This window comes from Paenibacillus sp. NPDC058071, from assembly GCF_042885235.1.
Classification (GTDB): Bacteria; Bacillota; Bacilli; order Paenibacillales; family Paenibacillaceae; genus Pristimantibacillus.
The window spans coordinates 76,534-88,805 of the sequence record NZ_JBHVSK010000006.1 but is presented as its reverse complement, the minus strand read 5'-3'; the positions used below and the strand labels follow the sequence as shown (position 1 = coordinate 88,805).

13 protein-coding genes are annotated in these 12,272 nt (G+C 48.6%); all 13 read right to left on the bottom strand.

Going from position 1 to position 12,272, the window contains the following annotated elements:
• Nucleotides 1-1,161, bottom strand: a complete 1,161-nt coding sequence (locus ACFVTB_RS11930) for an LLM class flavin-dependent oxidoreductase (protein WP_387748757.1) — start codon at nt 1,159-1,161, stop codon at nt 1-3.
• A 44-nt stretch (nt 1,162-1,205) separates the two neighbouring features.
• Nucleotides 1,206-2,147: an ABC transporter substrate-binding protein gene (locus tag ACFVTB_RS11925; protein ID WP_387748755.1), complete on the bottom strand. Its 942-nt coding sequence runs from the start codon at nt 2,145-2,147 to the stop codon at nt 1,206-1,208.
• Nucleotides 2,148-2,178: 31 nt separating this feature from the next.
• On the bottom strand, nt 2,179-2,826 hold the full coding sequence (locus tag ACFVTB_RS11920; protein ID WP_387748753.1) for an ABC transporter permease: 648 nt from the start codon (nt 2,824-2,826) through the stop codon (nt 2,179-2,181).
• Nucleotides 2,823-3,980: a betaine/proline/choline family ABC transporter ATP-binding protein gene (locus ACFVTB_RS11915; RefSeq protein WP_387748751.1), complete on the bottom strand. Its 1,158-nt coding sequence runs from the start codon at nt 3,978-3,980 to the stop codon at nt 2,823-2,825. The genes ACFVTB_RS11920 and ACFVTB_RS11915 overlap by 4 nt, the downstream gene beginning before the upstream one ends.
• Before the next feature lie 387 nt (nt 3,981-4,367).
• Nucleotides 4,368-5,312 (bottom strand): D-2-hydroxyacid dehydrogenase, encoded by a 945-nt coding sequence (locus tag ACFVTB_RS11910; RefSeq protein ID WP_387748749.1) that lies wholly within the window; start codon nt 5,310-5,312, stop codon nt 4,368-4,370.
• Nucleotides 5,313-5,355: 43 nt separating this feature from the next.
• A complete protein-coding gene (locus ACFVTB_RS11905; protein WP_387748747.1) occupies nt 5,356-6,210 on the bottom strand; it encodes a DUF427 domain-containing protein in 855 nt (284 codons plus the stop codon).
• Between the two features lie 218 nt (nt 6,211-6,428).
• On the bottom strand, nt 6,429-6,842 hold the full coding sequence (locus tag ACFVTB_RS11900) for a Na+/H+ antiporter subunit G (protein WP_387748745.1): 414 nt from the start codon (nt 6,840-6,842) through the stop codon (nt 6,429-6,431).
• Nucleotides 6,826-7,107: a Na(+)/H(+) antiporter subunit F1 gene (locus ACFVTB_RS11895; protein WP_387748743.1), complete on the bottom strand. Its 282-nt coding sequence runs from the start codon at nt 7,105-7,107 to the stop codon at nt 6,826-6,828. Before ACFVTB_RS11895 ends, ACFVTB_RS11900 begins: the two co-directional genes overlap by 17 nt.
• Nucleotides 7,104-7,583: a Na+/H+ antiporter subunit E gene (locus ACFVTB_RS11890; protein WP_387748741.1), complete on the bottom strand. Its 480-nt coding sequence runs from the start codon at nt 7,581-7,583 to the stop codon at nt 7,104-7,106. Before ACFVTB_RS11890 ends, ACFVTB_RS11895 begins: the two co-directional genes overlap by 4 nt.
• 14 nt (nt 7,584-7,597) lie before the next feature.
• Nucleotides 7,598-9,073 carry a Na+/H+ antiporter subunit D gene (locus tag ACFVTB_RS11885; protein ID WP_387748739.1) on the bottom strand — a complete coding sequence of 492 codons (1,476 nt, stop codon included), beginning with the start codon at nt 9,071-9,073 and terminating at the stop codon, nt 7,598-7,600.
• Nucleotides 9,066-9,404, bottom strand: a complete 339-nt coding sequence (locus tag ACFVTB_RS11880; protein ID WP_387748737.1) for a Na(+)/H(+) antiporter subunit C — start codon at nt 9,402-9,404, stop codon at nt 9,066-9,068. The genes ACFVTB_RS11885 and ACFVTB_RS11880 overlap by 8 nt, the downstream gene beginning before the upstream one ends.
• A gap of 1 nt (nt 9,405) precedes the next feature.
• Nucleotides 9,406-9,828, bottom strand: coding sequence for a Na(+)/H(+) antiporter subunit B (locus ACFVTB_RS11875; RefSeq protein WP_387748735.1), 423 nt, complete (start codon nt 9,826-9,828; stop codon nt 9,406-9,408).
• Nucleotides 9,815-12,220 carry a Na+/H+ antiporter subunit A gene (locus ACFVTB_RS11870; protein ID WP_387748733.1) on the bottom strand — a complete coding sequence of 802 codons (2,406 nt, stop codon included), beginning with the start codon at nt 12,218-12,220 and terminating at the stop codon, nt 9,815-9,817. Before ACFVTB_RS11870 ends, ACFVTB_RS11875 begins: the two co-directional genes overlap by 14 nt.
• Nucleotides 12,221-12,272: the final 52 nt, after the last annotated feature.

Here is a 12,272-nt window from a genome sequence, read left to right as displayed (position 1 = left end):
CTACTCCTCCAAAAAATCGGCGATTTGTTCTGGCGTCCCGGCCAGCGCAAGCCTATTCGTTATTCGCCCATACAGCTGGCGAAGCGTCGGCTGCTCCTCGTCCATCAGCTCAAGGATATGCTTAAGAACGCTCTTGCTCTGATTGAATTCGTCAAGATTCGGGCGGATCGGCAGCGGCTCATCAAGCGGATAGGACGAAATATCTTGGCCTAGATAATAAGAGAGCAGATCAAGTCCAAGCTGCTGCGGCATCAGGCTTTCCGTGAATGCCAGCCGCTCCTTCGCCTCCTCTTCCGTCCGGCCGATTATCGGCATAATGCCGGGCAATATTTTCAACTCGTCGCGGCTACGGCCGTACTTGGCCATTCGTCCCTTAATATCCTCATAGAGCTGCTGACCGGCCCGCAGTCCTTCCGCCGAAAACTCGCTGATCGGAGCGAAGACGACCTCCGCCTTCGCTGCCGCCAGCTCCTTGCCGGCCTCTGACGCTCCGGCCTGAATAAGCACCGGGTAGCCTTGCGGAGGCCTGGCTACATTGAGCGGCCCATGCACTTGAAAGTGGCTGCCCTTGTGCCGAAGATTGTGCAGCTTCTCTTTATCTGCGAAGTACCCGCTTTCTTTGTCCAAGAGCAGCGCGTCATCCTCCCAGCTGTCCCACAATCCTTGCGTCACATCGACGAACTCCTTGGCCCGCTCATAGCGAGTCCCATGCTCCAGATGCTTCTCTCTGCCGAAATTGCGGGCCTCCTCGTCTGTCCGCGAGGTGACGATATTCCAAGCTGCCCGCCCCTTGCTGAGGTAATCCAGCGTAGCCAGCTTGCGGGCGGTATGATACGGCTCATTGTAAGTAGTGGAGATCGTCGCCGCCAGACCGATATGCTCAGTCGCTCCCGCCAACGCGCCGAGCAAGATGAACGGCTCCGGGCGAATGCTATTGGCATGGCTGATCCCCGATTCGAAGCGATCCCACACATACAACTCATCTGCATAGAAGAACATATCGAATTTGCCGCGTTCCGCCGTCTGGACGATTTTTTTGTAGTAATTGAAATCAAGCAATCCTTGCGTATCCGTCTCGGGATGCCTCCAACTGGAAATATGGCCCCCCGCCGGGAAAAACATCATCGCCCCAAGCGACATTTGCCGTTGCTGCGCAGTCATTTTGTCAGCCTCCATTTCGTTAGCTCAGCCCAATTCCGTTACGCTTACCCTTCCAACAATCCGTTAGCTATCAGCCATTCCTTGGCGACATCAATTGCAGGCCGCTGCTGATTCTCGACCTCGCCGTTAAGTCTCTGCATTTCCTTTTCTGTCATTTTCCCAGCCATGGCATTGAGCACTTTCTCCAGCTCCGGGTGCTTCGCCAGCACTTCATCGCGAACGACCGGAATCGCGTAATACGGCACGTATACATGCTTATCATCTTCCAACACCACCATCGGCCTCACCAGCACCTGGGCGGAGGTCGTTTGCACCATCGTGACATCGATCAAGCCTTGCTCGATCGCTTGATACGTCAAGCTTGCTACGACCGACTTGGTATCCTTGAACTTTGGTTTATAGGCTTCCAGAATCGGCGGCCAGAGATCGGGACGGTTCATAAACTCCTCGCTTGCTCCGAAGACGAGCTCAGCCGATTTTGCGGCAATATCCGATCCCGTCTTAAGACCGAGCTTTTCCGCTTTCTCCTTGCGTACTCCGAAAGCATAGGAATTCGTAAAGCCCAACGGGTCCAGCACCGTAATCTGGTTTTTCTCCTTCAATTCCTTCTTCACTTTTTCGTAGACCACTTGAGCATCGTATTCCGGGTCGGCCTTCAAAATATTAATAAGCGCCGTTCCGGTATACTCCACATAAGTGTCCACTTCTTTTTTCTTCAGCGCAGTCCAGAGCAGATTATTATCCAGCTTCTTGACATCCGCTTTCAGGTCGGTCTTCTCTTCAATAAGCAGCTTTAACGCGTTCGCCAAAATATCAGACTCCGCAAACCCCTTAGTCGCGACCTGAATCGTTTCTTTCTTTCCGCCGTTGGCGCAGCCGGTCATACCGACTGCAAGCAGCAGCGCTGCCGTAAGGGTAAGAATCGTTCTCTTGCTCTTCGTCCACCGTTTGCTCATACCGCTAACCCCCGTACTTTTCTTGCTCATCCTTCTCTCCATCTCCCTTTTCCCCTTTCTATTAATCCTTCGTCACATGACGAAGGCCCTTTGGCGTTAACCAGCGATTTAAAACTAATAGCAGCAAATTAATCAAAATGACTAGCAAAGATACCGGAATTGCCCCGGCCAGAATGACGTTGTTGTTAATCGCCGCAATGCCGCGCGTAATAATATCGCCTAAACCGCCGGCAGCGATGTAGGTCGCTATAGTCGCAATACTGATCGTCTGAACCGCTACAAGCCGTACGCCGGCCATAATGAAACTGCGGGCGATAGGCAGCTGGACCAGCCTTAAAATTTGTCCGCGAGTCATTCCCATCCCTGTTCCCGCCTCAATGAGAGCAGGAGAAACGCTGAGCACACCGGAGTACGTATTCTGTAAAATAGGCAGCAGCGCATATAGCGTCAGCGCGATAATGGCAGGCTGCTTGCCGATGCCGACAAGCGGAATCATAAAGCCGAACAGCGCCAGGCTCGGAATCGTCTGAATGACCGATACGACCGTAATAACCCCGTTGGCCAGCTTTTTGTGAGTCGTTAAATAAATACCGGCCGGAATGGCAATCAGACAGGCGATAAGCACTGAAATAATCGACAGCTCGAAGTGCTCGATTGATTTTTCCAGTATTTTCGGCCATTCCGTTTGAATCGTTTCCCAAAAGCTCATACGGCGGTCTCCTTTCGTTCGTTAAGCTGCTCGAACGCCTTGATGCAGCTCTGCCGGGTAATCGTCCCTAGCAGCCGCTCGTTGTCATCGACAACCGGAACAATCGGATACTCCTGCAGCAAGTCAAGCAGCTTCGCGATTGGCGAATGATCCTGTACCGACGGACCAGGAGGCCGCATCACTTCCGCTACCTTCAACCGCCCGCTCTCGCTTAATCCTGGCCGCTGCCCCAGTTCGTCACGTCCGACGATGCCGACAACCTTGTTGTTTGCATCGGTAACGAGCAGTTCGCTCGCCTGACTTGCATGCAGCTGCTGGAGCGCTTCCGACACATAACGATGCGAATCAATAGAGCCGCTCGCTTCCATCAGATGGATAAGCGAAGGCGCAGAATGCGGCTGCGGCGAGACTTCCGGGGCAAATCGCTCGCTGCCAAGAAACTCCCTGACGAAGGCATCAGCCGGATGCTTGAGCAGCTCCTCCGGCGATCCCGCCTGTACGATCTGACCGTTCTTGAGCAGAATGAGATCGTCGGCAATTTTGAGCGCTTCATCGATATCATGCGTGACAAAAACGATCGTCTTCTTCACATGCCGGTTCAGATGAATAAGCTCCTTCTGCAGTTGCACTCGGCTGATAGGGTCGAGGGCGCTAAACGGCTCATCCATCAAAATAACGGAAGGATTGGCCGCCAGCGCGCGGGCAACGCCGATGCGCTGCTGCTGCCCTCCGCTTAGCTCATGCGGATACCGCTTGCGGAACTTGGCCGGGTCGAGCCCGATCAGTTCAAGCAGTTCCTCCGTGCGGCTGACAAGCTTCTGTTTGCTCTCCCCCTTCAGTCTCGGAACGATCGAAATATTCTCTTCGATCGTCATATGCGGAAACAGACCGATCTGCTGGATGACATAGCCGATACTTCTGCGCAGCTCTACCGGGTCCAGCTTGCTGATTTCGTTGCCTTCCCACAGAATTTGTCCCTGATCGGGTTCGATCAGCCGATTGATCATTTTCAGCAAGGTGGTCTTCCCGCAGCCTGATGGGCCGATGAGCGTCACAAGTCTCTCCTTTTCAATCGTTAAGTTGAAGTTTTCAAGAACGGGGCCAGCTCCATAATCCTTGCTCACTTGCTTGAATTCCAACGCGAACCTGCTCATAGCGCTCATCCTTTCCTTAAAAAAATAAAGAGGCCTTCTTTTCCATCGCGGAAAACAAGACCTCCATTCGTGTGGTCGGTCAGCATTATTCGTATTTGACAATATGTATCCATCATTTCGGCTCTAAACTGAAATCAGTTGCTTGACTTGAAGTGAGGGGAAGCGCTGCGGGTCAGAGGGTTCTTCCGCTACTCTCTTCTTTTCCGTCCAGAACTGATTTCGATGTAGAACCATCATTTCTTTTAAAATTTATTATTTGCATAGGAATTGTTGGTTTAGTAGATACAGAAAGACCTCCTGCTAACAGGTCAGTCTCAACACCCAATGTTTTCAATCCGTTATTGCCTGTTCCTTACCTAACTGGGTGGCTGCTGCAGCTATCAAGCGCTAATAACCTCGCTGTCGATCGACAACACCCTGCAATGGTTCGCCCCGTCTGAATCGCTCCAAGTTGTTCAAGAAGTACCGGCTGACATTGGCAGCAACACTCGGTCCTGATAAATGAGGGGTTACAATCACATTCGGAAGCGACCAGAACGGATGATCGTTCGGCAGCGGCTCTTTGTCGAATACATCTAAGACGGCCGTCTGCTGCGGATGACTCTGGAGATGGCTTACTAACGCCTCCTCGACAATAAGCGGTCCGCGCCCGACATTGATTAAACAAGCGTTGTCCTTCAAAGCTTGCAAAACGTCAAGCGTCACCACATGCCGCGTTTCCGGGGTCAAAGGAAGGGTCAACACCAAATAATCCAACTCTCTTACAAATGCCGTCCATTCGTCAGCGGTATAGTGCCGATCCACGAGCCCAGCCTTACCCTTGGTTGTACTCAAACCGTGAACGACCATATGAAACGCTCTTGCGCGCGATACGACCTCTGCCCCAATCGAGCCTAGACCCGCTACACCGATGACCTTCCCTTCCAGCGTGTCGACATCATGGTCACCCCAAATACGGGATTGCTGGTTGGTAAGCAGCCTCTCTATTCCTTTATTGTGAAACAGCATGTAGCCGAGCACATATTCCGAAATAAGCTTACCGAATTGGTCGACAATTCTCGTGATTGTAATCGACTCGGGAACGTCGGCGCCATTGACCAGATTATCGATGCCCGCACCTGTTGACTGAATCCATCGCACGTTCTTTGCTTCCGGAGCAGACAACAACTCCGCCGGGAATTGCCAGCATAAAATGATGTCGGTGCCAGCCAGCTGTGCAGCCGCCTCATCCGGTGTTACTGCGGTTCTAATTGTGCAATCCGCTTCCTTACGCAAGTATTCAGCAAATCGCTCCGCTCGCTTATGATAAATCAAAATAGTAGCATTTTTCATGTGTAGTCTTATTCCTCCGTAACTAGGTCATCTCTCCAGGCTGTCATTCTCCAAAGAGATTAAGAACATCAATGACGGACTTGTGCCACTGCTGCACGGTTTCTTGCACGCCATCGACATAGACGGCGTCAACCTTCTCGTTGTAGAAGGAATGCAGTCCGGCAATTTTCGGAATTTCCTGAATGGGATTCGGATAGCTCCATACGATATTTTCAAAACGTTGACCGTTAATATCTGCAGTCAAATACGAAGCCTCGCCTTTATAGGGGCATCTCGTCTTCAAATCCGAAGAGATAAACAGCTCCTTGCGAATATCCTCTTCAGGCAAATAATAGCGTACAGGAACCCCCGTTTCAAATACAATAACCGGCCTCTTGCTGTCTGCAACAACTTCGCCGTTCAGCACAATCTGAATGTGCCGGGAACTAGCGATGACGTCAACCCTTTTGTAAGGATCGCGAGGATGTACGAATACTTCCTCTTCCTCCTCCAGCCACTTGTCAACTTTGTTCCAATAAAATGCGATATATTCACGAACGCCTTCGCTTTGCGGTATCGGATCCTCATAGCTCCAGGCGGCCTGTTCAATGACTCTGTCGCCAACCTTAATGTCCCAATATGAAGCATAGCCTTTGTACGGGCAATAGGTACGATGTTCGCTGGCTGCAATCAGATCCTGTCTGACATCGGATTTCGGAAAATAGTAGACCGGCAAATGCCCGCGCTCATGGAGCAGCACAACAGACTTGCTGTCTGCAATCGTCACCCCGTCCACCTCCACGCGTACCCACTTCTGGCTAGGTTCAGTTTTTACACGCGTTTCAACTGCTGGAACACCTGGTTCGCCTGAGCATGCGGATACCTCTGTCTGGCAGGCTGATTGAACTGTTTCACTCATCTTACTACCTCCTAGATTATCGATATTAGGTAACTAATTATTACATTTGGATAATATCATCATTTCCGTTTTTTAACAAGCACTATTCCGATTAAAATAATAAGAATAAATCCAAAGAACTAATCAACCGCCAATTTCGGTTTTAAGCCAAAAAAAAGAGCACCTAATCTAGGCACTCTCTCCCCTATCTATTGTCGAATCCGCAGGAAAAGATGATTTCATTTTCCTTGATCGATTACCAATTTGTCCTTAACCTTAACCTCTGCCTCGAGAATATCATGCTCCCTATAAAAGTCCTTCAACTCATCTTGAGCGCTATTCTCCGCCAACGGAACTTGGTGGCGGTAAGCGGCCCGACAGATCACATGAGCGGCCACTGGAGCAGTCAAGAATACAAAGAAGATGCCCAAAATAAGGCGGATGCTGAAGAAACCGTCGGAAATTAAGAAATAGAGCAGGGTTCCAATCAATGCGCACAGCACGCCAAGCGTAGAGCTTTTAGATGCTGCATGAGACCTTGTGTACACATCGGGCAATCGCACAATTCCAATCGCGCTGATCAAGCTGAATATAGCTCCAATGAGGATGAGGACGGCCCCGACTACTTCACCTATTTCACCGCTTACGTTCAATGACAACACCTCTTTCAATAAATCTGGCGAAGGCAACGGTTCCGATAAATGAAAGGATCCCGATCAGCAATATGAGATCAAAAAAGGCATGCGTGTGCAGCAGCACGGAGAATACGGCAGTACTGGCGATCAAATTAATACCGATGGAATCCAGCGCTTGAACGCGGTCTGGACTAGATGGCCCTTTTATAATCCGATATAAATTGAATAGCATAGCCAGCACTAGAATACATAAAGCGATGACCAACACCGTTTTAAATATCATTTTCTCGTCACATCCTTTATCGCTTTTTCAAAAACAGTTTTGGATTTTAATACTGAATCCTTGGATTCGGGCATGTTCAGACCGTGAATGTACAGCACCTTTGAATCAGGGCTTACCTCCATGATAACCGAGCCTGGCGTTAAGCAAATCAATAAGGACAGGAGCGTAATTTCCAAATCTCCCTCCAAATCGGTTTCGACCTTGAAGATTCCCGGCTTGACATCGATTTTAGGGCGGAGCACGTGCTTCACGACCATCATCGCAGAAATATTCAATTCATGGATAAACAGAATGAACAACTTGCCGACTGCGACTAATGTAAATAGATAAAACGGTTTTTTAAAGAATCGGCGGATGCACAGTAAAATAAACAGACCAACAAGGTAACCGCTGATAAAGTTTAATATGCTCATTTCCTCTTGCAGAAACATCCACAAGTAGGCGATGAATATGTTGAGTAGCACCTGAACGGGCATGGCTGTTTCCCCCTTTATTCAAACACGGCCTGAATATATAAGCTTGGATTCAACAATTCTTCCGCAGCTTGGTCTACGTAACCTGTAATCGCCTCGGTGCCGACTCCCAGAGCAACGCTAGCCAGCGTCAACAGAGCGATCGGAAACAACAAACCTTTCGTCGTCCCCTTCTCCTCATCTTCGCTCAGAATCGTTTCGCCCCAGAAAGCGTTCATAAACAATTTGATCATCGAATACAGGATAAGCAAGCTGGCCAACAGCCCGATTGCTCCAAGCCAGTAATGACCGGATTCAAAGACGCCCTGCGTCGTAAATACTTTACCAAGGAAACCGCTTAATGGCGGAATTCCAACCATAGACAAAGCTGCAATGAAGAACATCCAGCCTAATTGGGGGTGAAGACGAATCAAGCCGCTAATTTTCCGCAAATCGCTTGTACCTGTGAGGTGAACGATCGTTCCCCCAATCAAAAATACTAGCCCCTTGATCAGGATGTCATGAAGTAAATAATAAATGGAACCCGTAATGCCCGTCGTTGTAAAAGAGACGAGGCCGGCCATTATAAAGCCGACACTTATAATCACATTGTAGGTTAAAATTTTTCTCAAATCCCAAAAACCGATCGCTCCGAGTCCGCCTAATATCATCGTAATAGCGGCTAGTATGCCGATAAACAGATGGGTAATCTGCGGTTCGTGATAAAAGATGAGCGTAAACATTCTGAAAATAGCGTATATCCCTACTTTAGTGAGCAGCGCGGCGAAAATAGCGGCGATTGCCGTTGGCGGTACGCTATAGGATCCTGGCAGCCAGAAATAGAGCAGTAAGCCCGCCTTCATGGCGAAAACAATCAGGAACAACAAGGCGACTGTCGTAATTAACCCATCCTGGCCGATCTCTGCGATCCGTAGCGATAAATGGGCGAGGTTCAATGTGCCCGTCATCGAATATAGATAGGCAATGCCGATCAAAAAGAATGCCGAAGCAATGATGTTCGTAAAAATATACTTCAGCGACTCGCGAAGCTGCCTCTGTGATCCTCCAAGTGCGATGAGTACATAGGAAGCAACCAGAAACAATTCAAAAAAGACATATAAGTTGAACAAATCCCCTGTCAAGAACGAGCCATTGACGCCTGTAATCAAAAACAAAAATAGAGGATAGAAATAAAGTTTTTCTTGTTTTCGGCCAATCGATGAAAAGGCGTAGATTAGACAGCCTATCGCAACAATTGATGTAGCCAAGAGCAGCAAGGCGCTAAACATGTCACCCACGAAGCTAATGCCGTAAGGCGCTTCCCAGCCGCCCAGCTGTACCGTCTGAATACCGCCGTCTTTGATCTGATTCATCAGCAGAACGGCAATGACGCCAGTGGCTAACAAAGCAGCCAGGCTAAGTATCCGCTGAAGATTTATATTTTTCTGGAATATAATAAGAACCATACCAGTCAACAGAGGAATGACAACCGGTGCGATCAACAAATTATTCATTCTCATTTCCCCTTAATTGCTCCATGTCATCCGTCCCGAAGCTTTTATAGGAACGGTAACTTAGAACAAGTACTAATGCTGTCACAGCAAAGTTAATGACGATCGCCGTTAATACCAAGGCTTGAGGAATCGCATCTGCAAAGCCTGCTGCCTTCTCTCCCAGCAGCGGGGCGCTCCCCCTCTTCAGCCCGCCGGAAGTAATGATCAACAAATTGACAGCATGACCCACAATTGACGCTCCGAGCACAATCCGCAACAGCTGCTTAGATAGAATCAAATAGGTTCCAATCGATATTAAAATTCCGACCAGTATGACCATTAATGTCTCCATATTAACGATCCTCACTTATGCTTAGAATAATATTGACTGCGGTGCCTATGACAGCCAGAGCGACTCCGGTATCAAAAATGAGTGCAGATGCGAGCTCGGTATCTCCGAAGATCGGCAAATCAAAATGACCGAAGGCTTGAGTTAAAAAAGGTTTGCCAAATATGACGCCCGCCATTCCGGTTCCAATCGCAATCAGCACGCCAATTGCCGCAAGCTTCTTGAAATCAACTCGTATATTTTCCCTGACCTTATCGACTCCGAAAGAAAGATACAGCAGGACAATAGCCGATGACATGCTTAGTCCCCCAATGAATCCCCCTCCCGGATGATGGTGACCGTTCATAAATAAATAGATCGAGAAGGTCAAAATGATTACGGCCGCTACTCGGGTTACGCTTTTCAGTATCACATCATTCGTGTTCATGTTGTTCCCTCCCTTTGGCACGCTGGTGAACCAGAATATATACACCTAGCCCTGCAATGGCCAACACGGATATTTCAAGCATCGTATCAAAGCCGCGGAAGTCCACTAATATAGCGTTGACAATATTTTTGGCGCCCGCCAGCTCAAAGGCATTTTCAAAAAACGAGGTAATCGGTTCAAATAATTTATGTCCGTTCGCGGACAATCCGAGCAGCGTCACCGTTAAGCCCATCGCGATGGATACGATCAGGTTCGTCAGCTTGAAGGGTATACGTTCCATGCTTTTCTTCAGCTTAGGCAAATGGTAGAAGCACAGCAGGAACAGCAGTGTGCTCACTGTCTCTACGACCATCTGCGTCAATGCAAGGTCTGGAGCTCTAAAGATCACGAAGAACATCGAAACCATATAACCTAACACGCCGAGTGCTACGATAGCCACGATTCGATTGCCGGCTAATAAGACTGTACCTGCGGCAATCACCATCATGAGCACAAGTCCGACATCAAAAATGCTGATGGCTGCATCATTGGAGAAATCGAACCGGATACCATAGAGCAGCAAAAGCGAGCTGATCAATACAATGACAAAGAATGCAAACGTGTAGATCAGATAGTGCCTCAACGAGCCTGTCATATAGCCATTCGTTAAGGATGACGAGAATCTCTCCGTACCGGATAAGCCTTTATTGTACCAGTGGTTTAACGTTAATCCTTGCGGATAATTGCGCATAGCCTGAACCCATCGCTTCGATGATTTGAAGAGAAGGAGACCGATAACAATAACACCGATCGTCATCACGAGTTCTAGATTCAACCCATGCCATGCGCTAATTTTCAAGTCGTAGGCTGACATCGGCGTCGTCGGCAGCATTGCGGTTAATGCCGGGGTAAGAATGTATTTGCCCAATACATTCGGGAAGAAGAAAATGAATAGAACGAGCAAGCCTAGAATGATTGGAGAAAACAACATGCCCCATGGAGCTTCATGCACCGTTCGCGTCAGTTTTTCGGGACGATATTTTCCCCCAAAAGTTTTGAAGATAAAAATCATGCAGTAGACAAAAGTAAATATGCTGGCTACCCAAGCTGTGATCGGGAACAGCAGTCCAATTTTGCTCAAACCGAAAATACCGGCCTGGGACACCTCATTCACTGCTGCAAAAAACATTTCCTTACTTAGAAAACCGTTAAACGGCGGCAATCCCGCCATCGATAGTCCGCCAACCAATGCAATCGTGAATGTGATCGGCATCACTTGCATCAAACCGCCCAAGTAGCGAATATCTCGCCGGCCTGTCTCATGGTCAATAATACCGACAACCATGAACAGACTTCCTTTAAAGGTCGAGTGATTAAACAAATGGAATAAGGCGGCAAATCCAGCTACCCCAAAGACGGTGCCGCTGTCGCTCGCTCCAAAATAGACGGCTAAAGAACCGACCCCTAGCAGACACATAATCAATCCCAATTGACTAATCGTAGAATAAGCTAACATCGCTTTGAGATCAGTCTGTCTAAGCGCAGTCAAAGAACCATAAAGCAGCGTAATGATCCCTATTCCAGCCACCAGCCAGAACCAAACGGAGCTGCCCCCGAAAATCGGAGTCATGCGAGCCACTAAATAAATGCCAGCCTTGACCATCGTAGCCGAGTGGAGATAACTGCTCACAGGAGTTGGCGCTTCCATCGCGTCCGGCAGCCAAATGCCGAATGGAAATTGCGCCGATTTGGTAAATGCGCCCAACAAAACGCATAGCATGGCAGGAATAAATAACGCATGGTTTTGGATAGATTCCAGGTTAGCGAGCATTTCACGAATGCTGTAGGTATCCGCCATCATGATCATCATGATAAATCCGGCTAACATGCCGAATCCGCCAAGGACAGTAATCAACATCGCCTTTAAGGCGCCTTGGCGAGAGCTCTTGCGTTCGTACCAATAGGAGATCAACAAGAAGGAAGAAACGCTGGTTAACTCCCAGAACCCATACAGGACTAAGAGGTGATCCGAGAATACTAATCCCAGCATAGCGCCCATGAACATCAGCAAATATATATAGAAGTTATGGAGAGCCTCGCGAATCTTGGACATGTAAAAGATGGAATAAACAATGACCAACGCACCGACACCGCTGATGAGCAGACCGAATAACAGACTGAGCCCATCCACATAGGAAACAATATTCATATCAAGGGACGGAATCCAAGATAATGTGTATTTATAGGTGTCGCCAGCCGCTACGCTAGGTATATACTGCAACAAATAGATAAAAATAGTTAGAGGTACAACTAAAACGAACCAGCCCGTGTGCACCCGGCGGTTGAAATGCTTATATAGTAAGGGAACAAACAATGCACTGATCAACGGGAGAAAAATAAAGGTATAGAACATAGTGAAGCGCACTCCTCCTTGTTTAAGACTTCTGCTTTCTTAGCTGCAGCTT